We start from the raw sequence: 20,267 nt of genomic DNA, 5'->3' as shown, positions 1-20,267 counted from the left end.
GAAATGCTGGTAATCATTGAATTACGGTTACTGATCGTCAGAATTCAGTCGTTCGCAACTCCATGTCTCTGGCGCCGGTGTGCTTTTCGGTGCTTTCCACTAGCGGCCTGCCGGCGTCAAGCTTGCTACCTATCAGAGACCATTACGCCCCAGCGACTGGCGATTTTCTCCGCCGCGCGCCAACTAGCCTATAATTGCCGACCAAACCGTCGATACCGTCACTTATTCAACCATTTTTCCCGCCTTCATGCTCGACCACCTAACGATAGCCGGAACCCAGGACACCGGTTTCGACGATCCGTTGCTGGCCGCCTTATTGACAGTTTGCCGGCACCTGCATATTTCGCAAACCCCGGCGGCGTTGACCGCGGGACTCCCCTTGGTCGATCACAAACTGACGCCGGCGCTGTTCGGGCGGGCCGCCGAGCGGGCCGGCATGTCGGCCCGCTTGCTGCGCCGGCCGCTGGCCGACATTCCGGCCTTGAGTCTGCCGGCGGTGCTGTTGCTCCGCGACGGCCACGCCTGCGTGCTGATCGGTAAGGATGGGGCGAACTGTCGCATCGCCGTTTCGGAAACCGGCGGCGAGAAGACGCTGCCCAGCGCCGAACTGGAGAATCTGTATGCCGGCCGGGCTTTCTTCGTTCGAGTCAATCACCGCTTCGATGCCAGAACCGCCGATCTCGGCGCGGCGCGGACCGGCCATTGGATACGCAATGTGGTCTACGCCGCATGGCCGATCTACGCCGAGGTGTTGGCCGCGTCGTTGCTGATCAATTTGTTCGCGTTGGCGGCGCCGTTGTTCTTCATGAACGTCTACGACCGGGTGGTGCCGAATCACGCGCTGGAAACGCTATGGGTGCTGGCGCTCGGGGTGTTGATCGTGTTCGGCTTCGAGTTGGCGATGAAGTTGCTGCGCGGCTACTTTATAGACGCCGCCGGCAAGCGCGCCGACATCGTGTTGTCGGCCGGCATCTTCGAAAAATTGTTGAACATCCGGCTGGAAGCTCGCCCGGCCTCGGCCGGCGCATTCGCTAACCGCTTGCACGAATTCGAGGCCTTCCGCGAGTTTTTGACCTCGGCCACCTTGGTGACCTTGGTAGATCTGCCGTTTTTGCTGCTGTTCGTATTGATTGTGTACAGCATTGCCGGCCCACTAGCCTGGATTCCGTTGGCGATATTGCCGCTGGCGGTATTGGCCGGCATCGCCTTGCAGGCGCCGTTGCGGCAAACCGTCGATACGATGTTTCGCTACGCCGCGGAGAACCAGGCGACCTTGATCGAAGCCCTGACTAATTTGGAAAACGTTAAAACCACCGGCGCGGCCAGCCAGTTGCAACGGCGCTGGGAAAACAATATCGGTGAGCTGGCGAGGCTGGGACTTAAATCCCGTTTGTACACCAGTCTGACCGTCAATCTGACCGCGTTCTTTCAACAACTGGCGGCGGTGCTGTTGGTCGTGGCCGGCGTGTACCGGATCGGCGACGGCGAACTCACCACCGGCGGTTTGGTGGCATGCACGATGCTGGCCGGCCGGGCCTTGGCGCCGGTCGGTCAGGTCGCGGCCTTGCTGACTCGCTATCATCAGGCGCGGATGGCCCTGGCCTCGGTGCGGCGGATGATGGACCTGCCGGTGGAACGCGAGGCCGGTAAGGATTATATGCACCGGCCGCGTTTGGCCGGCGAGGTGGAGTTTCGCGGGGTCGGCTTCAGCTATCCCGGCCAGCCGGTACCCGCCTTGGATAATGTGTCGTTCAAGATTCGGGCCGGCGAGCGGGTCGGCGTGATCGGCCGGATAGGCTCCGGCAAAAGTACGTTGGAGAAATTGATTCTGGCGCTGTACCAGCCGCAACAAGGCGCGATTTTGTTGGACGGTTGCGATAGCCGCCAGCTCGATCCCGCCGAATTGCGTCGCCAAATCGGCTACGTGCCGCAGGATAACGCGTTGATGTTCGGCAGCGTCCGCGACAACATCGTATTCGGCGCCGGGTACGTCGACGACGCGGCGATGCTGCGGGCGGCGGAGTTGGCCGGCGTCGCGCAGTTTACCGCCCGCCATCCGCTCGGTTTCGACATGCCGGTCGGCGAGCGCGGCGCCGGTTTGTCGGGCGGTCAACGCCAAAGCATCGTGCTGGCCAGAGCCTTGCTGTTGCAGCCGGCGTTGTTGGTGCTGGACGAGCCGACCAACGCGATGGACAACAGCAGCGAGGAAGCCTTCAAGCAGCGCTTCGCGGCGCAATTGTCCGATCAGACCCTGATCCTAGTGACCCACAAAGCTTCGCTGTTGAGTCTGGTGGACCGGGTCATCGTCATGGACGGCGGTCACATTGTCGCCGACGGTCCGAAAGATCATGTGTTGGAAGCCTTGCGGCAAGGCCAGATCAAGGTGGCCGGATGAAAAAAACTTTGGGTGCTTGGCTGGCCGACTACCGCTATCGCAGCGAGGACCGCCGCGATTTCGACATCGCCGACGGCAGCGCGCTGTACGAATTGCCGATCCAAAGTCATTTGATTTTGCTGACCACGCTGGTCTTCGTGGTCGTGGCGCTGGTCTGGGCCAATTTCGCGACGCTGGATGAAGTGACGCGCGGTCAAGGCAAGACGATACCGTCCAGCCAGATCCAGGTCGTACAAAATCTGGAAGGCGGCATCGTCTCGGAAATCCTGGTGCGCGAGGGGGATAGCGTCGAAAAAGATCAAGTCTTGCTGCAACTGGACCGGGTGCGTTTTGCCTCGTCGTTTCAGGAAGCCAAGCTTAAGTATTACGAGCTGCTGGCCAATACCGCCCGCTTGAACGCCGAAATCAACGGCGGCGCGTTGCAATTGCCGGACGAAGTGGTCAAGCAGGCGCCCCAGATTGCCGACAATGTCCGGCAGTTGCTAGCTTCCCGCCAACACGAACTGAAATCGAACACCGATATTCTCAGCGAGCAGATTCGCCAGCGCGAACAAGAAATCGTCGAGTTGCAGTCCAAGAGTGAGCAACTCGGGCGTAGCTACAACATGCTGCAGGACGAGGTGAAAATGTCCGAGCCGCTGGTGGCCGACGGCGCGATGTCGCAAGTCGAATTGTTGCGGCTGCAGCGGGCCGCCAACGATTTGCGCGGCGAATTGAATTCGGCCAATCTGGCGATGCCGCGCGCGCGTTCGGCGCTGGACGAAGCCCGCAATAAACTTTCCGAAATCAAGGCGCGCTTTCGGACCGAGGCCTTGAAGGAATTGAACGAGACCAAGGCCGAATTGGATCGCACCAGCGCTTCCGCCGTTGCGCTGGAAGACCGGGTCAGCCGGACGCGGGTGTTGTCGCCGGTCAAGGGCACCGTCAAGCGCATCAAGATCAATACGGTCGGCGGCGTAATTCAGCCGGGTATGGATTTGTTGGAAATCGTGCCGGTCGAGGATCAGTTGCTGATCGAGGCCAAAATCCGCCCTGCCGACATCGCTTTTCTTCACCCCGGACAGCAAGCTGTGGTAAAACTAACCGCGTACGACTATTCGATATACGGCGGTTTGGACGCAGTGTTGGAGCATATTAGCGCCGACAGTATTCCCGGCGAAAAAAAGGATGAGGACAGCTATTACCTGATCCGCCTGCGCACCGCCACGAACACTTTGCAAAACCGAGGGGAACGCTTGCAGATCATTGCCGGCATGACCGCCGAGGTCGATATATTGACCGGCAAGAAAACCGTGCTCGAATACCTGATGAAGCCGATATTCAAGGCCAGGGATAGGGCGTTGAGAGAACGATAATTACAAACGGCATATCCGTGGCTAACCTATTGATTTGTTCTAATAATCCCCAGTTGACCGCGCAATGGAACCACGCGTTGATTTCGGAATACACGGTCAGTATGTTGCACAATCCCAAGACCGAATTCACCGCCGACGCGGTCATTCTGGACGCTAAGAAGCTGGACGACGATGCCAGTCTGATGGCGTTGTTTTCCAACCGCCATACCCGTTTTCTAGTGATGGGCTGCGATTGGCCGGATAGCCGGCAAATCGAAGTGTTGATCAACGGCGCGGCCGGTTACTGCGATCAATCCGAATCCGCCGAATTATTGAAGCGGGCCGTCGCCTGCATTCTGGACGGCGACATCTGGATACGCCGCGCCCTGGTCCCCAAGGTGATCGGGGCGTTGACCCGCGCCAGACAAACTCAAACCGTGAAAAATCGTTACGACGCCGAGCAGAAACTGCAGCAGATCGCCGGCTTGTCGGCGCGCGAGCTCGAAGTCGCCAATCTGATCCGCCAGGGCGAAAACAATAAACGTATCGCGCTGGCGCTGAATATTTCAGAGCGCACAGTCAAGGCGCATTTATCGTCGATATTCCGCAAATTGGGTGTCGACGATCGCTTGCATCTGGCCATATTGTTAAAAGAAACCGACCAATATCAAAGAGGATAGGCATGAAATCGACGACCGGATGGGGTGTAAGCATCGCGATACAACTAGCGTTTGCGACCGACGGCTACGCGGTAACGTTACAGGATTCGATCCAGAAAGTGCTGGACGACAACCCGAAGATCCAGGCGGCCAAATCCGAACGCCGGGCGGTCGAGGAAGAAATTGGCCAAGCCAAGGCCGGTTACTTTCCGACCGTGGACGCCACGGCCGGCATCGGTTGGGAAGAGTCGAACAATCCGACCACCCGTACCCGAGGCGACGGCTCGGTGTTTTATCATCGCGAGGAAGGCGCCATCCAGGTCCGGCAAATGTTGTTCGACGGTCTGGCTACTCCCAACGAAGTCGAGCGCCAGGAAAAACGTACCGATTCGCGCGCCTACACCGTGTTCGGCCAGTCCGAGATCACCGCGCTGGACGGCGTCGAAGCCTACCTGAAAGTGTTGCGCCGTCAGGAGTTACTGAATCTAGCCAAGGACAACCTGCAACTGCATTTGCGCACCAACGAGCAAATCAAATTGCGTAGCGAGCGCGGCGTCGGCAAGCGGGCCGACGTCGATCAATCGATGGGCCGGGTGGCTTTGGCCGAGAAGAACGTCTGGTCCGAGACCGGTAACCTGAAAGACGCCGAAACCGGCTTTCAACGGGTGATCGGCATCTTGCCGGACGCGGTCGAACCGGTCGCCGCGCCGACCGCCGCGTTGCCGGCGACGATGGAACAAGCCATCGACGAAGCGCTGGCCGACCATCCGATTCTGAAGTCGGCGAATTCGGACGTGGAATCGGCCTTCGCCCAGCACGAAACCGCCAAGGCACCGTACTTTCCGCGTTTCGATATCGAAACCGGCGTCAGCCACAATTACAACTTGGACGGTATCCGCGGCACCAACTCGGACATGACCGCGATGTTGCGGATGCGTTACAATCTGTTCAACGGCGGCAAGGACATCGCCCGCCGTGAGCAGACCGCGCAATTGATCAATCAGGCCAAGGACATCCGCGACAACACCCATCGCCAAGTGGTCGAAAGTATGCGTTTGTCCTGGGTGGCTTACCAGACCGTGAAAAGCCAGATGGAGTTCTACAAACAACACGCAGACTCGGCCGAAAAAACCATCACCGCCTACCAACAGCAGTTCAATATCGGTCAGCGCACCTTGTTGGACTTGCTGGATACCTACAACGAGATGTACGTTGCCAAGAGCTCGTTGATTAACGCCAAATACGACGAGTTATTCTCGCAGTACCGAATTTTGGCGAGCAAGGGCCAATTGAATAAGCATTTGGGTACCAAATTGCCGGAAGAGATTCAGCCCATCAGTTCGGCGGATTAGAGAACGCGATGCGCGGGTTTCTAGAGTTGGCGACATACAGATGATGCGGATATATGTCGATCGGTGATAGGTTGGAGTCCATAGCTGGTTAATAGCTTGTTGAGGGGCGCAATCCTAGCCGTGTAGCGATGCCGGCCCTTTAACAGTAGTTCTGAAAGACCGCATCAGTTTGGGCATTCCGATAGCTGTCGCCCTATCGGATCGCCAAACACACGGTTTTCAATAATGCGTGGGCGACGGCGATGATAGTGCGCTTTCGCCCGCGTCGAATCAATAGTGATCTCCTGAAAAAAGTTGTTTTGAATCATTGCGATAAATGGTTGCGGCTTTTTACGTCGTCGGTTCCTGAGTGTTCCAGCGTGAACAGCGCGGTAGTAAGCCTTTTGCTCAGGACCAATAGCCGATACAGCGCTGTTGGATCTTGACGACGCTGTTCCGTGTCTCCGTACCAATACTTAGCAATACGACAACGACCAGTCCGATGTCGAGCGGCCGGTCGGAGAGGTTTTCGAACCGAACATGAGCAAGTTCAATGCTTCGCGCCGCCGTTGCCTATTTTTCAACATTTGACGGGCTGTCCGAGTTGGTAAGCGTCGAATCGAGTCGGGGCGCAAAAGCCATGGACTTCAATAGGCCGGTCGCACTGGATTGCGCGGGTAGCGTTAAGCGTTAGAGTTAGCGAGAGGCTGGCGGCTACGGGGCGTTCGACAAAGTCCAGCCGAATCGCCGGGCGGAACGACCGAGTATCCGACAAATGTTTGTCGCCCGCGCTTAGTGGTTTGTCGGTTTTCCTACAAAAAGCTTGTCCGGGAATCGCTGGAAAATCATCGGGTTATTGCTTGGCACGCCGGTTGCAAGTTGATAAGCAAAAACTTGGGGTCGTGTCATGAAAACGAATAAAGACATTGCGGAATTATTGGACGAACCGGCTTGCGAACACAACAAGAAGGAGAAATCCGGTTGTGCCAAGCCTAAACCCGGCTCCGCCGCGGGCGGTTGTGCGTTTGACGGTGCCCAGATTGCGTTGTTGCCTATCGCCGATGTCGCCCATATTGTCCACGGGCCGATTGCCTGCGCCGGCAGCTCTTGGGATAACCGCGGGACCCGGTCGTCGGGGCCGGACTTATACCGGATCGGCATGACCACCGATTTGACCGAACAGGATATCGTGATGGGCCGCAGCGAAAAGCGGCTGTTCCACGCGATCAAACAAGCCATCGAGACCTACAATCCGCCGGCGGTGTTCGTCTACAACACTTGCGTTCCGGCCTTGGTCGGCGACGACATCAACGCGACCTGCAAGGAAGCCGCCGAGCGTTGGGGCGTGCCGGTGGTACCTATCGATAGCGCCGGTTTCTACGGCACTAAAAACCTGGGCAACCGGATTGCCGCCGATGCGATGCTGAACCATGTGGTCGGCACGCGCGATCCCGATCCATTGCCGCCGGGTACCGAGCGGCCCGGTATCAAGGTTCACGACGTCAATCTGGTCGGCGAATACAACATCGCCGGCGAATTCTGGCATGTACTGCCCTTGCTGGACGAATTGGGCTTGCGGGTGCTGTGCACCTTGTCCGGCGACGCCCGCTTCCGCGAGGTGCAAACCATGCACAAAGCCGAAGTCAACATGATGGTCTGCTCGAAAGCGATGCTGAACGTGGCCCGTCGTATGGAAAAAGATTACAAAACCCCGTGGTTCGAAGGCAGCTTCTACGGCATTACCGATACCAGCCAGTCCTTGCGCGATTTTGCCAAGGTCATCGACGATCCGGATTTGACCGAACGCACCGAGGTGCTGATTGCCCGCGAAGAGGCTCGAATCCGCGCGGCGCTGGCGCCGTGGCGCGAGCGTTTGAAAGGCAAGCGGGTGCTGTTGTTTACCGGCGGGGTCAAGAGCTGGTCGGTGATTTCGGCCTTGCAGGATTTGGGGATGGTCGTGGTCGCGACCGGTACCAAAAAGTCCACCGAGGAAGACAAGGCGCGCATCCGCGAACTGATGGGCGAGGATACGCTGATGATCGAGGACGGTAGCCCGAAAGCGCTGTTGAAGGTCGTTCACGATTATAAGGCCGATATTTTGATCGCCGGTGGCCGCAATATGTACACCGCGTTGAAAGCCAAAATTCCGTTCCTGGATATCAACCAAGAGCGCGAATTCGGTTATGCCGGTTACGAAGGCATGCTGGAACTGGTGCGCCAACTGGCGCTGACGCTGGAAAGTCCGGTTTGGGAGTCGGTCAGGGCGCCTATGCCTTGGCGCGTCGGCGGCCAGACCAAACCCGTCGCGAGCGAACCGGCCGAACCGGCCTTAAAAATTCAGGCGGCTTAGTCCGATTAGACGGCGTGCGATTGACTCAGGCAACTAGGTAGGCGGCGATGGCGGAAATTCTCAAACGTAAGAAAGCACTCTCGGTCAGTCCGTTAAAGGCCAGCGCGCCAACCGGTGGTTCGTTGGCTTGCCTGGGTTTCGACCGAGCGATTCCGATGCTGCACGGCTCGCAAGGCTGTACCGCATTCGCGAAAGTATTCTTCGTCCGGCATTTTCGCGAGCCGATTCCATTGCAAACCACCGCGATGGACCAAGCTAGCTCGGTGCTGGGCGCCGACGAAAACGTCGTCGAAGGTTTGAAAGCCATCGCCGAGAAATCCAATCCGGCCTTGATCGCGGTGTTGACCACCGGTTTGGCCGAAACCCAGGGTTGCGACGTACAGCGCAACGTGCGCGAATTTCGCGCCAAGTATCCGGAATACGATCACGTCGCCGTCGTCGCGGTCAACACGCCGGATTTTACCGGTTGCGTCGAGACCGGCTATGCCGCGACGATACACGAGATCGTCAACGCGCTGGTGCCTGATGCCGAAACCGCCGGTACCAAACCCGGCAACCGCCGTCGGCAGGTGAACGTGTTGGTCAGCCACATGCTGACGCCCGGCGACCTGGAAGCCCTGCGCGACACGATAGAGATGTTCGGCTTGCGGCCGGTGCTGGTGCCGGATTTATCCGATTCGCTGGACGGCAGCTTGACCGAAGACGAGTTTTCGCCGGTGACGATAGGCGGTACGCCGGTGTCGGAACTGGCTACGCTGGGCGAGGCCAAGGCCTCGCTGATCATTGGACCTTCCTTGCATAAAGCCGGCGAGTTGCTGCAAGAAAAAACCGGGGTGCCGAGTTACTTTTTCGAACATTTGTACGGCCTGGAAGCCAACGATGCGCTGATCCTGGCGCTGGCCGAAATCAGCGAACAGCCGGTCCCGCAACGGATAGAACGCCAACGTGCTCAATTGCAGGACGCGATGCTGGATACCCATTTCATGCTGGGCCAGCTCAAGGTGGCGATCGCTGCGGATCCCGATTTGCTGAATGCCTGCGTGCATTTGATCAAGGGCATGGGCGGCGACGTGGTCGCGGCGATCAGCCCGGCTAACGCGGCGATTCTGAGCAAAATGCCGGTTAGCAGCGTCAAGATCGGCGACCTGGAAGATCTGGAGCTGACCGCTAGGGAAAACGGCGCGCAGTTGCTGATCGGCAATTCGCACGCGGTCGATAGCGCGGAACGCCTGGGCGTGCCTATCCTGCGCACCGGCTTTCCGTTGTACGACATCATCGGCGGCTATCAAAAAACCTGGATCGGTTATCGCGGCACGCGCCAAGCTTTGTTCGACTTGGCTAACTTGGTGATCAACTTCGCGCACGAAGAGATCGAAGTCTATCACTCGCCGTATTCGCAAAAACCGGAAAACGAACGCCACGCCTGCTCGCCGTCATGTCACTAGCCCGTCGCATGCAGGTTGTGCATACCCCTGAACAGAGGATGCCCATGGAAACCGCGATTAAAGTCGCCTTTGCCACTACCGATATGGTGCACGTCAACCAGCATTTCGGTTCAGCCCGTTCGTTCGCGGTCTACGCGGTCGACCCCGAGCAATCGGAAATGCTGGAAGCCGCGCAGTTCGGCGAACTGGCCCAGGACGGTAACGAGGATAAGTTGTCGGTCAAGATTCAACTGCTGGACGGCTGCGCGGCCGTCTATTGCCAAGCCATCGGCGCCTCGGCGATCAAGCAAATCATCGCCCAGGGCATACAGCCGATCAAAGTCCATGAAGGCAGCACCATCAAGGATTTGATCGGCGATTTGCAGAACGAAATGAAAGCCGGGCCTTCCGCCTGGCTGACCAAGGCCATCAACGCGCACAAGGGGCCGGATGCCGGCCGCTTCGATGCGATGGAAGACGAAGGCTGGGACGAGTAAGCGCTTTAACGAATCGACAAATTGCGGCGGTTCGCCGCCCTAACCAAAACCACTGGAGAACCCACCATGTCTCAACCCGCACTCGTCGTCGAAGCCGGCGACCCTTTGATGAGCTCTGAAATCGTTGTCGAGATGATCAAACAACTCAGAGCAATGGATACCTACGACACCTACGAAGGTTGGTCCGAGGAAAAAATCATCGATCCGCTGATCATGACCAAGGAGCGCAAACGCGAAGTGCCGGTCATCGGCGATCCAGACGAAATTACGCTGGCCCGCGTCAAGGCGTATTACAACGCCATTTCCTCGCTGGTGGAAAAACGTTGCGGTCTGATGGCGGTACCGGTGATCAATATCACCCACGAAGGCTTCGGCCGGGCGCTGGTGTTGGTCGGCAAACTGATCGCGGTCGACAAAGTGTTGCGCGACGTGCATCGCTTCGGCTTCGGCAGTTTGGAAGAGTTGAACGAAAAAACCGAGAAAGTGTTGGAAAAAGCCGTGGCCTTGATCGAGCAATTCAAAGAAGTGGCGGAAGCTTGAGGTGAAATTATGAGTGACGAAGAGATTAAAGCGCTGGAAAAAGAAGTGAAAAAGACCAAACGCCTGGCCAACGAGGCGGCGTCGGTGTTGCATGATCTGATCGAAGACCGTTTGCCGGATGCTTACGGGGAGTTGATGGGCATTGCCCAAACGACGTACGACGCATGTAAGGCTTGGGACGAAGCCAACAAGAAATTTCAAGCCGCCAGTGGCGGATGAGGCTTGAGGAGAGCGATATGAGCGAATTTGTAACCGGCGTAACTTTTGGCGGCAGCGTTTGGACGCCATCTTACGTGACCGATTTGAACCAACGCGACTGCATCGGTTGCGGCCGTTGCTTCAAGGTGTGCCCGCGCGACGTGTTCGATTTGGTGGACCGGGGAGATGTACTGGACGCCGCCGACTTGGAGGACTTCGACGAGGATGACGACAACACGATGGTGATGAGCCTCAAAAATGCCGCCGACTGTATTGGCTGCGAGGCTTGCTCCAAAGTCTGCCCGAAAGCCTGCTTTACCCACGAGCATAAGGCAGCGGCTTAAATGCCGTCCGGCGGATGCGGAGTGTCCAGCGCTCCGCTTGCGTCGGAACTTGTGATGGCCACTTTTTATCGGCAGGCTTCCGCGCCGCTCAACGCGAAACCGTTGAGCGCAAACGCGATGCAAGCGACCGCCATCCATATAGCTTGGTTGGAGGCTTGAAGCGATCTGCCCGCTTTAAGAAAGGGCGCCCCCTTTCAGCGTCGCGCAAGCGACCCGATTTCTTATTTCAGTTCAAAAAAGGAAAGCTATCATGCCACGTCCCAATAAACACGTTTTCGTCTGTACTCAAGCGCGTCCGCAAGGCCATCCGCGCGGTTCCTGTACCGCCAGCGGTTGTGCCGACGTGATGAACGAATTCATGGCGCAAATTCAAAGCCGCAATTTGTTCGAAAAAATCGGCCTGACCAACACCGGCTGCATGGGGCCTTGCATGCTGGGACCCAGCGTGCTGGTCTATCCCGAAGGTGTTATGTATGGACGGGTGACCAAGGACGACGTCAAAACCATCATCGAGGAGCATTTGCTGGGTGATAAGCCTGTCGAAAAGCTTATCGTGCCCGCCGAGGTTTGGTAAGCAATGGCCGCGGTCAGCTTTCTTGAAGAGCGGGTGCTGTTTAGCCCGGATGTCCCAGAAGCCGTCAACAAACTGTTGCAGTCGGCGGTGGCGGCCAGCCACGCCGACAAACCGCTGGCCGAGAAGTTTTTTCAGCAGGCCCAGGCCTTGGACGGCACCTGTTTGCAAACCTATTTCGCGTTGTACAAGTTTTATTTTTACCAGGGCCGATTGCAGGAAGCGGAGCGCGAAGCCCGGGCGGCCTTGGCGGAGGCGGCTCGGCAAGGCGGCTTCACGGCGGATTACCGACTGTTGAGCCAGGAAACCGGCAAGCGGGATATGTATGCCAGCGACGTTCACTTGTTCTATCTGTATAGTTTGAAAGCGCTGGCTTTTATCAATCTGCGGCGCCAACAGGATGAGGAGGCGCAACTGATCCTGTCCATTATTCGGGGCTTGGATCCGGAAGACCGCTCCGGTGCGTCGGTAATCATGGACTTGGCGAGCGCAATGTTGGAGGATGCCGCATGAGCGCGGAAAGTTTGTCTGAACACGTTGAAATGCGCCGCGAATTCGGCAAAACCGTGTGCCAACGCATCGCCGCGAATATTGCCAAGCTGGGTTTCCCGGTACAGACTCAGATCGCGTTGCCGGAATACGAAGCCGCGCAATTCAGTCTGGTCAGCGACCCGTTCACGCAAAGCGTGGATTTGGTGGGATATTGGTACGACGCCAATAAGCGCCGGATCGGTCAAATCAAATTTCACGGCGACGGCAGCTTTTATGCCGAGTACGATGTGGTGCAGCCTCACCCGACCAAGAAGCAATGGTTTGTAGAGGCGATCAATGCCTGGGGCAAGCAGGACAACATTAAAACCGAAGCGAAATTGCTAGACGTGCCGCAATAAGGGGGGGGCGATGGGCAACCCTAAGTACCTGTACGAGTTGCTGCTGGATCATTGCGGTGGCGATGCGGTGGTCGACGAGTTGATGATAGGTCTGGTTTGGACGCTATGTCGCGGCAGGGGCGATGCGACTACCGGTTTGGCGATGACGCCGGGGCACGCCACGCGGACGCTGAATTGGTCCGGCACCTTATGCGGCAAGCCGATCATCGATCTGGCCGCTTGGATTACCGAGTGGGAGCCGTATAAGGCGACCGTGGCGATGGCGGCGATCAACGCCAGCGTCAACGCCAGACCGCTACCGGATTCGCTGGCATTGGAAGGTCACGCCGAATACGCTAACCTGGCGGTGTTCGATTATTTTCTCCCGCGCTTGAAAGGCAAGAAAGTGGTCGTGATCGGCCGTTACCCTGGCATCGAACGGTATCAGGAGCAGATGCAGTTGACGGTACTGGAGCGCCAGCCGGCCGCCAGCGATTTGCCGGATTCCGCGTGCGAATTTCTGTTGCCGCAGGCCGATTGGGTGTTTTTGACCGCCAGTTCCATCCCGAACAAAACGTTTCCGCGACTGGCGGAGCTGGCTTGCCATGCCACGACGGTGTTAATGGGGCCGACCGTGCCGTGGCTGCCGCAACTGCACGAATTTGGTATCGATTACCTGGCCGGAGCCGAGATCGTCGACCCGGAGGTGCTATACCATACCGCTGCTCAGGGCGGGGGGGTGCGGATTTTCAACAACGGTTTGCGCTATCGGGTGATGGAATTATTGCCGAATCATAGCCTGGCTTGGTTGAAACAGCAGATTGCCGATTGTTTTGACGAGAAAAACCGACTGACGGCGGCAATGGATAGCTGGTACGCTAGCGGCAACCGGTCCCGCTTTCCGGATTACCCGTTGCTGGATCGACTCAATAACCGCCTGTCGCGGCTGGATTCCAGCTATAAAACCTTGTGGGACAGCCAGGCCACCATCTAAGCCATGATCGAATCGCTCGCCGACCCGTTCGAAAACCACCGCCTGTTGCTGTTTTATAAAGGCGACATCAGCGCCTTGACATTATTCCTGCAGCAAGCCTCCGGAAGTGTGTTCTTTCCGGAACCGTTGCCGCCACTGTCCGAAGCGTTGGAGGAAGATGAAGACGCGCCGGCCGGCAAGGTGAGCGTGCATCCGGCGATGTTGCTGAGCACGGCCAATCAGACTCTGCAATTGGACAACGATTTGCTGCGGATCGAAGCCGGTTTCGCCGAGCAAGTCGATGCGCCCGGTGGCGTGATTACGGTGTATATGGCGCGTTTCACGCTGCTCGACCCGCCGCATCTATTAATGGAAAGTCGTAACTGCAAATTTCGCACCTTACCGGAATTGCGCGGTCGGCCGCCGGCGGAAATGGAGTTGCTGCGCCGCGCGTACGTAAAAATGATGGAGGGCTAATATGTTCGACTTTCAGGATTTCGGCTTCGACTCGGCTAGCGACGGTTCCGCGGACGCATCACCGCCGTCGACCGGTCCTTATATTCCCGAAGCCAGCGAATGCATGCGCTGCGGTATGTGCGTCAGTACCTGTCCGACGTTTCGCTTATTCCAGGTGGACGAACAGACACCGCGCCGCCGGGTGCGTACCATCGCCAAAATATTGGCCGACGACGCCGGCGTTGGCGTCGAAGAACTCGCGCAACTCAACGATTGCGTTCAGTGCCGGACGTGCGAGACCGTTTGTCCCAGCCGAATGAGTTATGGGACATTGTTCGACCGGGCCCAAGCCAAATTGCGCGCGACGGCGAGGCCGTCTTGGTTGGCACGGCTGGGGTTGCGCTTGATCGAACGCAAGCACGCCCGGGCACTGTTGCTGCCATTCGTCACGCTGTATTTACGCTCCGGTTTGCAGAAACCGCTACGCGCCAGCGGACTGTTGGCGAAACTCGGTTTGGGAGCGGCCGAAGCCTTGGTTTGCGAGCCGTCCTTGGTCGGACTGGCCGGGATTTATCCGGTTGAGCGTCGCATCAAATATCGGGGCAGGGTAGCGCTGTTTACCGGTTGTTTGGCCGAACATTTCGATCGTCCGGTCCAGGTTGCGGGCATCAAGTTACTGAATAGGCTCGGTTATGAGGTCGTGGTGCCGGAAGAGCAGGGTTGTTGCGGCGCGATTCATCAGCACAACGGCTTGCCGGCGGAATCGATGATGGAAGCCAACATCGCCGCGTTTTACGCGCTGGAAGTCGAAGCGGTTATATACTCAGCCAGCGGCTGCGGGGCTATGTTGACCGAATATCAAGGCGGAGATTCCGAGACATCCGGTTGGTTTACCAAGCATTTGATCGACATCAACGAGTTTTTGTTGGCGCATTGGCCGGAAGATCTGCAACTGGCGGCTTCCAATCTGAACGTGGCGGTCCATGAACCCTGCAGTCAACGCAATGTGTTGAAGAATAGTCAGAGCGTGTATGCCTTGTTGCGCAAGATTCCAGGCGTCAATCTGGAAGCGTTGGCCGACAATCAGTTATGCTGTGGTGCCGGCGGTACTTATATGCTCAGTCATCCCGAAAACGCCGAATCGTTGCGGGCCGCCAAGCGTCTGGCGATGGCCGGATCCGGAGCCGATGTCGTAGTCAGCGCCAACTTTGGCTGTGGTTTTTATCTGAACGCCGGGCAGCCCGCAGGCTCCAGAGTGCTTCATCCGCTGCAACTCCTCGCCGATCGCATCTAAACTCAAGATGTCTTGTAGAGTTCTAACCTAACGGTCGTGAAAGGCTTTTCGAAAAATATGAGCGCGCGAGGGGCTTTAGCCGCGGTTGATGGCGTTCCGACGCAGGGATGTCCGTAACTCGCCCAACGCCTTTCAGAGTAATTTTGGGCTTGCGGTCGGTCGCCGATGCCGCTATGATCGCGTCAGGCTGGAAGTTTGCGAGGCGCGGTTGTCGGCGAATCATGTTGAATGGTAGCGCTGCCAGGCGATTTGGTCAGGATGGTGCGGTATCCGCCGATCGAGATACAAGCTGCTTCTTCAGAGTCTGTTTTAAAAATCGTTCCTGGGTGGAACGTTTGGCGCACGGACAGCCGCCGCGCGGGTTGGACTCTCTGTCCGGCCCGTTTTTTTGCCTGCCGTTTCGTGCCGGCGGTAAGAACAGGAGCCTGATTTGTCGCGTAACGAGCGTCGGCTAAGATGTATGTGGCGGCGCAATCCTTTAGGGAAGATGCGCATTTTAGTTCCACGTCGATTCCAGTTACGATGCAGACAGTGATTATGATTTTGTTTTTAAAGGATATTCCTGCGAATACTCGACCCAACGAGTTACACGATTACGTGTTTTCGGCGTTTACGAACGGTGGAGATCAGGCGTCCGGTCGGGTTTTGAAAGCCGAGGTGATGGTGATTCGGGATAAGCAAACCAATGGTCTGGAGCACCACGGTCTGGTTTTCGTCGATTCGCGGGCCAGCGGCATGTTGGCGATTCAAAACCTGTCCGGCAAACCCTTCAGCAATACTTGCGTGTCGATCAGGCCGTATGTGCATAGGGATCTTAACAACGATAGGCGCTTGTTGGAAGCGTCGGCCGGCTATCAGCAGCGCGGCATTGATCGGCGGCGGGGCGATCGGATCGAAATCCACATCGATTTATCCAATGTCTTCCATTACCAGGACGATATGTTGCCGGCGTGACTCGGTAGAATATGCAGGGAGATTAGTGAGGCGCCGCGTAAGGAGCATTCCGAAGCCAGAGGGGTAGGGGCAGCGGAACGCGGTACGGGCGCCTCGATCCAGATTAGCAACGTCCGATAAATTCAAGCTTAACGCATGGCACTAACCTAGGGGGCTTGCTCGCATACTCCGACGATGCCGGCGGCTTGCAGGTCGGCGTGGTAGGACGAACGCACCAACGGCGCGCTGGCTACTTGTTTGAAGCCCATTTCGGTGGCGATTTCTGCGTAGGTTTGAAATTGGTCCGGATGGATATAGGCCTGGACCGGCAAATGGTCCTTGCTGGGCTGCAAATACTGACCCAGCGTCAGCATGCTGCAACCGTGCGCCAACAAATCGTCCAGCACCGCCAAAATCTCCGCTTCGGTTTCGCCGATGCCCAACATCAGGCCGGATTTGGTCGGCACCTGCGGCAGATGTTCTCGATGCAGCTTTAGCAGTTCCAACGATCCCTGGTAATCGGCGCCGGGCCGGGCTTGCTGATACAGGCGCGGCACGGTTTCCAAATTGTGGTTGAACACATCGCAGGGTTGCGCGGCCAAGATCTGCAGGGCTTTACCGACCCGTCCGCGAAAATCGGGGACCAACACTTCCACAACGGTGGCGGGGGATCGCCGGCGCACCTCGGCAATACAGGCGGCAAAGTGGCCGGCGCCGCCGTCGCGCAAGTCGTCGCGGTTCACCGAGGTGATGACCACGTACTTCAACGCCATCGCGGCGATGGTATCGGCCAGATGCGCCGGTTCCTCGGCGTCCAACGCTTGCGGTTTGCCGTGGGCTACGTCGCAGAACGGGCAACGCCGGGTACACAGATCGCCCATGATCATGAAAGTAGCGGTGCCGTGGCTGAAGCATTCGCCCAGATTCGGGCAGGCCGCTTCCTCGCACACCGTGTGGAGACGGTTGGCGCGCAGGGTCTGCTTTATCCGGTTGACCTGATCGCCGGCCGGTAGCTTGACCCGGATCCAATCCGGTTTGCGCAATACTTCGCCGGTCGTTTCGACCTTGATCGGAATCCGCGACAATTTATCGGCATTGCGTTGGTGGGTTGCGGGCGTGGAGCGGGAAGGGGCGTTCAGCGTCATGATTCTATCGCCTGAAGTAATTGGTGAACTATCGGAACGGCCAGTTCGTCGGTGCTTATCTTAACCCCCAAATCGGCCAGTTGGGTAACCGGCAAATTCGGGTAGCCGCAGGGATTGATGTCGCGGAACGGTGCCAAGTCCATGTCGTTGTTCAGGCTCAAGCCGTGATAGCAGCAGCCGCGTTTGATGCGCAGGCCCAACGACGCGATTTTGCGGCCGTCAACGTAGACGCCGGGGGCGTCGGCGCGGGCCGAGGCCGAAATACCGTATTGGCTTAGCGTGACGATGACGGCTTGTTCCAATAAACTGACCACCTGCCTTGGGCCTAGACTCAGCCTGCGCAGATCGGCCAACAGGTACACGATCAGTTGGCCGGGGCCGTGGTAGGTGATCTGGCCGCCGCGATCGCAGGCAATGACTGGAATCGCCGTCTCGCGCAGTAGGTGTTCGCGCTTGCCGTTCAGGCCCAATGTGTAGACCGGCGGATGCTCGACGATCCAGATCTGGTCCGGACTGGCGCAGTCGCGCTCGGCGGTGTAGTTTTGCATGTCCCGCCAGACCGATGCGTAGTCGCGCCGGCCCAAGTGTTGCAGGCTTGCATTCACCGGCTTACAGCGCCATCAACACGTCGGGACAGGCGGTCAAATCCAGGTAAATCGCGTCCAGTTGGCCGCGGCTGGTGGCCTCGATGACGACGGTGACTGCGGTGTAATTGCCGCCTTTGCTCGGCCGGCTAGTGACCGCGCCTTCGCGAATGTCTTCGACGTGGCGGCGGACGATCTCGACGACGATTGCGTCGAAGTCGTCCCGGCTCTTACCCATCGCCTTAATCGCAAATTGGCAGGGAAATTCCAGCAGGGAATCGGCTTCGCTCATGACAGCGACTTTTTATAGGTTTGCAGTAAATCGTCCAGCCGTTGCCAAACCGGCCCTGGCTTGCCGGTGCCGATCGGTTTGCCGTCCAATTCAACGACGGCGAGGATTTCCCGGGTGGAACTGGCGACCCAGACCTCCTCGGCGGTTTGCAGGCCTTCCAGCGCGATGATGTCTTCGCGGCAGGGGATGCCGTCGGCGCTCGCCAATTCCAGAATCACGTCGCGGGTGATGCCCGGCAGGATTTCGTTGGATTTGGGCGGCGTGATCAATTCGCCGTCGATGACCGCGAACAGATTGCTGGCGGCGCCTTCGATAACGTATCCGTTCTTGACCAGAATCGCTTCGGCGCAATCCCGATCCAGGGCTTGTTGGCGTAACAGAATGTTGGCCAGCAGGGTGATTGCCTTGATGTTGCAAAGCTGCCAGCGGGTATCGTCCAGCGTGATCGCCTTGATACCGGCCGACTTGCCTGGAAACGGCTTGATCTCCGAGCACATCGCGAAAACCGTCGGCACCACGGTTTCCGGGAAACCGTGATCGCGGGTCGGCGCATAGCCGCGAGTGATTTGCAGATAGATGTATTGGTCCTTGCCGGCCGACAGCAACGGCTGGAAGATGGCTTGCCAGTCGGCGACGCCGTGCGGCACCGTCAAGCGGATGCCGGCCAGGCTGTTATTCAGCCGAACGATGTGGTCTTCCAGGCGGAACAATTTGCCGCCGTAGGCCGGTATCACTTCGTAAACGCCGTCGCCGAACAAAAAGCCGCGATCCAATACCGACACCTTGGCTTCGGCCAACGGCAGATAGTCGCCGTTCAAATACACGAGTTGGGTCATTCTTTCTCCAATAAACCGATCGCGGCGTCGTACAAACGCCGGAACAGGCCGCCCTCGGCTATCGCTTCCAGCGCCACCAGCGGTTTGCTGACGACGGTTTCGCCGGCCAACGACACTACCAGGCTACCGACCGTGTCGCCCTTATTCAGCGGCGCGACGATGGCTTTGTCGGTCTGGCTTTCGGCTTTCAATTCGCTGAAATGCTTGCGCGGCGCGGTGACGTAGAGGTCTTCGGCCAAGCCGACCGGCAATTTCGAGGTGACACCCTTGCGCACCCGCGCCTCGCTCAAGGCCTTGTTACCTTCGTACAAACGATGGGTTTCGAAGAAGCGGAAACCGTAGTTCAACAAGGACTGGCTCTCGTTGGAGCGGGCGTTCGGGCTGGCGGTACCCATTACCACCGAGATCAGCCGCATGTCCTCGCGTTTGGCCGAAGCGACCATGCAGTAACCGGCGTCGTCGGTAAAACCGGTTTTCAGGCCGTCGACCGACGGATCGCGCCAAAGTAGCAGGTTGCGGTTTTGTTGGGTGATCCCGTTGAACGTGAATTCCTTTTGCGAATCCCAGCGGTAATATTCCGGAAATTCCTTGATCACCGCTTGCGCCAGCAGCGCCAGATCGCGCGCCGAACTGTAATGGTTGGGACTGGGCAGGCCGGTGGCGTTTTCGAAATGGCTGTTGGCCATGCCCAGGCGGCTGGCTTGCTCGTTCATCATCGTCGCGAAAGTTTGCTCGCTACCGGCCACGTGTTCGGCCAGTGCCACGCTGGCGTCGTTGCCCGATTGAATTACGACACCTTGCAGCAAGTCCTCGACCGCCACCTGCTTGTTGACTTCGACGAACATTTTCGAGCCGCCGGTTTCCCAGGCGTTCTGGCTGATCGTGACTTTTTCGTCCAACGTCAAATGACCGGCCTTAAGCTCGCGGAATACCACGTACACCGTCATGATCTTGGTCAAACTGGCCGGCGCGACGCGTTTGTCGGGGTCTTTTTCGGCCAACACCCGGCTGCTGTTGAAGTCCATCAGGAAATAGCTGCTGGCGGCGACGCTCGGCGCGGCGGGCGTAAAAATCGGACTGGCGGCTTGCAGCGATGCGACGGTCAGCATTAACGACAGCCCAAACAACAGGCTGCAGGCCGTACGGAAGGATGGTCTCATGATTTCTCGGTAAAAAGTCGTTCGGGAAAGCGCCATTGTATCACCGAGACGCTCGGCTACGAAAAACCGCAAGCCCGTTCGG

The 20,267-nt window shown here is 57.9% G+C and carries 22 protein-coding genes; 17 read left to right on the top strand and 5 right to left on the bottom strand.

Going from position 1 to position 20,267, the window contains the following annotated elements; genetic code table 11:
• Positions 1 to 247: 247 nt before the first annotated feature.
• The 17 genes from ACQE3D_RS19685 (at position 248) to ACQE3D_RS19605 (ending at position 16,189) form a co-directional block, all read left to right on the top strand.
• Positions 248 to 2,395, top strand: a complete 2,148-nt coding sequence (locus tag ACQE3D_RS19685; protein WP_313730795.1) for a type I secretion system permease/ATPase — start codon at positions 248 to 250, stop codon at positions 2,393 to 2,395.
• On the top strand, positions 2,392 to 3,750 hold the full coding sequence (locus ACQE3D_RS19680) for an HlyD family type I secretion periplasmic adaptor subunit (protein ID WP_168032570.1): 1,359 nt from the start codon (positions 2,392 to 2,394) through the stop codon (positions 3,748 to 3,750). The genes ACQE3D_RS19685 and ACQE3D_RS19680 overlap by 4 nt, the downstream gene beginning before the upstream one ends.
• A 17-nt stretch (positions 3,751 to 3,767) precedes the next feature.
• Positions 3,768 to 4,409 (top strand): response regulator transcription factor, encoded by a 642-nt coding sequence (locus tag ACQE3D_RS19675; protein ID WP_064029655.1) that lies wholly within the window; start codon positions 3,768 to 3,770, stop codon positions 4,407 to 4,409.
• Between the two features lie 2 nt (positions 4,410 to 4,411).
• Positions 4,412 to 5,740 carry a TolC family outer membrane protein gene (locus ACQE3D_RS19670; RefSeq protein WP_071160495.1) on the top strand — a complete coding sequence of 443 codons (1,329 nt, stop codon included), beginning with the start codon at positions 4,412 to 4,414 and terminating at the stop codon, positions 5,738 to 5,740.
• Positions 5,741 to 6,626: 886 nt separating this feature from the next.
• Positions 6,627 to 8,069, top strand: coding sequence for a nitrogenase iron-molybdenum cofactor biosynthesis protein NifE (gene nifE, locus ACQE3D_RS19665; RefSeq protein WP_313730796.1), 1,443 nt, complete (start codon positions 6,627 to 6,629; stop codon positions 8,067 to 8,069).
• 47 nt (positions 8,070 to 8,116) lie between these two features.
• Positions 8,117 to 9,514 (top strand): nitrogenase iron-molybdenum cofactor biosynthesis protein NifN, encoded by a 1,398-nt coding sequence (gene nifN, locus ACQE3D_RS19660; RefSeq protein WP_064029649.1) that lies wholly within the window; start codon positions 8,117 to 8,119, stop codon positions 9,512 to 9,514.
• A 44-nt stretch (positions 9,515 to 9,558) separates the two neighbouring features.
• The gene (gene nifX / locus ACQE3D_RS19655; protein ID WP_082885565.1) at positions 9,559 to 9,990 is read left to right on the top strand and encodes a nitrogen fixation protein NifX; all 432 of its coding nucleotides are present in this window, start codon (positions 9,559 to 9,561) and stop codon (positions 9,988 to 9,990) included.
• Between the two features lie 66 nt (positions 9,991 to 10,056).
• Positions 10,057 to 10,530, top strand: a complete 474-nt coding sequence (locus ACQE3D_RS19650) for a NifX-associated nitrogen fixation protein (RefSeq protein ID WP_064029646.1) — start codon at positions 10,057 to 10,059, stop codon at positions 10,528 to 10,530.
• Between the two features lie 9 nt (positions 10,531 to 10,539).
• On the top strand, positions 10,540 to 10,749 hold the full coding sequence (locus ACQE3D_RS19645; RefSeq protein WP_064029644.1) for a CCE_0567 family metalloprotein: 210 nt from the start codon (positions 10,540 to 10,542) through the stop codon (positions 10,747 to 10,749).
• Between the two features lie 17 nt (positions 10,750 to 10,766).
• Positions 10,767 to 11,072, top strand: coding sequence for a ferredoxin III, nif-specific (gene fdxB / locus ACQE3D_RS19640; protein ID WP_064029672.1), 306 nt, complete (start codon positions 10,767 to 10,769; stop codon positions 11,070 to 11,072).
• 250 nt (positions 11,073 to 11,322) lie between these two features.
• On the top strand, positions 11,323 to 11,646 hold the full coding sequence (locus ACQE3D_RS19635; RefSeq protein WP_064029642.1) for a (2Fe-2S) ferredoxin domain-containing protein: 324 nt from the start codon (positions 11,323 to 11,325) through the stop codon (positions 11,644 to 11,646).
• A 3-nt stretch (positions 11,647 to 11,649) separates the two neighbouring features.
• On the top strand, positions 11,650 to 12,156 hold the full coding sequence (locus ACQE3D_RS19630; protein ID WP_064029640.1) for a hypothetical protein: 507 nt from the start codon (positions 11,650 to 11,652) through the stop codon (positions 12,154 to 12,156).
• Positions 12,153 to 12,533: a hypothetical protein gene (locus ACQE3D_RS19625; RefSeq protein ID WP_064029638.1), complete on the top strand. Its 381-nt coding sequence runs from the start codon at positions 12,153 to 12,155 to the stop codon at positions 12,531 to 12,533. The genes ACQE3D_RS19630 and ACQE3D_RS19625 overlap by 4 nt, the downstream gene beginning before the upstream one ends.
• 10 nt (positions 12,534 to 12,543) lie before the next feature.
• Positions 12,544 to 13,506, top strand: coding sequence for a DUF364 domain-containing protein (locus tag ACQE3D_RS19620; protein WP_281021238.1), 963 nt, complete (start codon positions 12,544 to 12,546; stop codon positions 13,504 to 13,506).
• Positions 13,507 to 13,509: 3 nt separating this feature from the next.
• A complete protein-coding gene (locus tag ACQE3D_RS19615; RefSeq protein WP_071160493.1) occupies positions 13,510 to 13,962 on the top strand; it encodes a hypothetical protein in 453 nt (150 codons plus the stop codon).
• A 1-nt stretch (position 13,963) separates the two neighbouring features.
• Positions 13,964 to 15,235 (top strand): (Fe-S)-binding protein, encoded by a 1,272-nt coding sequence (locus ACQE3D_RS19610; protein ID WP_313730798.1) that lies wholly within the window; start codon positions 13,964 to 13,966, stop codon positions 15,233 to 15,235.
• Positions 15,236 to 15,757: 522 nt separating this feature from the next.
• The gene (locus tag ACQE3D_RS19605; protein WP_168032560.1) at positions 15,758 to 16,189 is read left to right on the top strand and encodes an RNA-binding protein; all 432 of its coding nucleotides are present in this window, start codon (positions 15,758 to 15,760) and stop codon (positions 16,187 to 16,189) included.
• Between the two features lie 146 nt (positions 16,190 to 16,335).
• Here ACQE3D_RS19605 and lipA read toward each other — a convergent pair whose 3' ends face one another.
• From lipA to ACQE3D_RS19580, 5 genes are read right to left on the bottom strand one after another with little or no spacing between them, the layout of a single operon-like run.
• Complete coding sequence (lipA, locus tag ACQE3D_RS19600; RefSeq protein ID WP_313730800.1) at positions 16,336 to 17,313, bottom strand: lipoyl synthase; 978 nt, start codon at positions 17,311 to 17,313, stop codon at positions 16,336 to 16,338.
• Positions 17,310 to 17,918, bottom strand: a complete 609-nt coding sequence (gene lipB, locus ACQE3D_RS19595; protein ID WP_313730801.1) for a lipoyl(octanoyl) transferase LipB — start codon at positions 17,916 to 17,918, stop codon at positions 17,310 to 17,312. Before lipB ends, lipA begins: the two co-directional genes overlap by 4 nt.
• A gap of 4 nt (positions 17,919 to 17,922) precedes the next feature.
• Positions 17,923 to 18,189, bottom strand: coding sequence for a YbeD family protein (locus tag ACQE3D_RS19590; protein ID WP_064029626.1), 267 nt, complete (start codon positions 18,187 to 18,189; stop codon positions 17,923 to 17,925).
• Entirely contained in the window at positions 18,186 to 19,025 is an 840-nt protein-coding gene (locus ACQE3D_RS19585) for a D-amino acid aminotransferase (protein WP_313730804.1), read from the bottom strand. Before ACQE3D_RS19585 ends, ACQE3D_RS19590 begins: the two co-directional genes overlap by 4 nt.
• Positions 19,022 to 20,185 carry a D-alanyl-D-alanine carboxypeptidase family protein gene (locus tag ACQE3D_RS19580; RefSeq protein ID WP_064029622.1) on the bottom strand — a complete coding sequence of 388 codons (1,164 nt, stop codon included), beginning with the start codon at positions 20,183 to 20,185 and terminating at the stop codon, positions 19,022 to 19,024. Before ACQE3D_RS19580 ends, ACQE3D_RS19585 begins: the two co-directional genes overlap by 4 nt.
• Positions 20,186 to 20,267 lie beyond the last annotated feature (82 nt).

It is taken from the genome of Methylomonas sp. MS20 (assembly GCF_050275925.1).
GTDB classification, from domain to species: domain Bacteria; phylum Pseudomonadota; class Gammaproteobacteria; order Methylococcales; family Methylomonadaceae; genus Methylomonas; species Methylomonas koyamae_A.
This window is presented reverse-complemented; position numbering and strand designations above follow the sequence as displayed.

What these genes read in the sequence shown, in the direction of transcription:
- ACQE3D_RS19610 (WP_313730798.1), top strand. Translation starts at nt 13,964, where the DNA reads ATGTTCGACTTTCAGGATTTCGGCTTCGACTCGGCTAGCGACGGTTCC.
- ACQE3D_RS19685 (WP_313730795.1), top strand. Translation starts at nt 248, where the DNA reads ATGCTCGACCACCTAACGATAGCCGGAACCCAGGACACCGGTTTCGAC.
- ACQE3D_RS19635 (WP_064029642.1), top strand. Translation starts at nt 11,323, where the DNA reads ATGCCACGTCCCAATAAACACGTTTTCGTCTGTACTCAAGCGCGTCCG.
- nifX (WP_082885565.1), top strand. Translation starts at nt 9,559, where the DNA reads ATGGAAACCGCGATTAAAGTCGCCTTTGCCACTACCGATATGGTGCAC.
- ACQE3D_RS19615 (WP_071160493.1), top strand. Translation starts at nt 13,510, where the DNA reads ATGATCGAATCGCTCGCCGACCCGTTCGAAAACCACCGCCTGTTGCTG.
- nifN (WP_064029649.1), top strand. Translation starts at nt 8,117, where the DNA reads ATGGCGGAAATTCTCAAACGTAAGAAAGCACTCTCGGTCAGTCCGTTA.
- ACQE3D_RS19650 (WP_064029646.1), top strand. Translation starts at nt 10,057, where the DNA reads ATGTCTCAACCCGCACTCGTCGTCGAAGCCGGCGACCCTTTGATGAGC.
- ACQE3D_RS19620 (WP_281021238.1), top strand. Translation starts at nt 12,544, where the DNA reads ATGGGCAACCCTAAGTACCTGTACGAGTTGCTGCTGGATCATTGCGGT.
- ACQE3D_RS19680 (WP_168032570.1), top strand. Translation starts at nt 2,392, where the DNA reads ATGAAAAAAACTTTGGGTGCTTGGCTGGCCGACTACCGCTATCGCAGC.
- ACQE3D_RS19630 (WP_064029640.1), top strand. Translation starts at nt 11,650, where the DNA reads ATGGCCGCGGTCAGCTTTCTTGAAGAGCGGGTGCTGTTTAGCCCGGAT.
- nifE (WP_313730796.1), top strand. Translation starts at nt 6,627, where the DNA reads ATGAAAACGAATAAAGACATTGCGGAATTATTGGACGAACCGGCTTGC.
- ACQE3D_RS19580 (WP_064029622.1), bottom strand. Translation starts at nt 20,185, where the DNA reads ATGAGACCATCCTTCCGTACGGCCTGCAGCCTGTTGTTTGGGCTGTCG.
- ACQE3D_RS19670 (WP_071160495.1), top strand. Translation starts at nt 4,412, where the DNA reads ATGAAATCGACGACCGGATGGGGTGTAAGCATCGCGATACAACTAGCG.
- ACQE3D_RS19645 (WP_064029644.1), top strand. Translation starts at nt 10,540, where the DNA reads ATGAGTGACGAAGAGATTAAAGCGCTGGAAAAAGAAGTGAAAAAGACC.
- fdxB (WP_064029672.1), top strand. Translation starts at nt 10,767, where the DNA reads ATGAGCGAATTTGTAACCGGCGTAACTTTTGGCGGCAGCGTTTGGACG.
- ACQE3D_RS19625 (WP_064029638.1), top strand. Translation starts at nt 12,153, where the DNA reads ATGAGCGCGGAAAGTTTGTCTGAACACGTTGAAATGCGCCGCGAATTC.
- ACQE3D_RS19585 (WP_313730804.1), bottom strand. Translation starts at nt 19,025, where the DNA reads ATGACCCAACTCGTGTATTTGAACGGCGACTATCTGCCGTTGGCCGAA.
- lipA (WP_313730800.1), bottom strand. Translation starts at nt 17,313, where the DNA reads ATGACGCTGAACGCCCCTTCCCGCTCCACGCCCGCAACCCACCAACGC.
- ACQE3D_RS19605 (WP_168032560.1), top strand. Translation starts at nt 15,758, where the DNA reads ATGCAGACAGTGATTATGATTTTGTTTTTAAAGGATATTCCTGCGAAT.
- ACQE3D_RS19590 (WP_064029626.1), bottom strand. Translation starts at nt 18,189, where the DNA reads ATGAGCGAAGCCGATTCCCTGCTGGAATTTCCCTGCCAATTTGCGATT.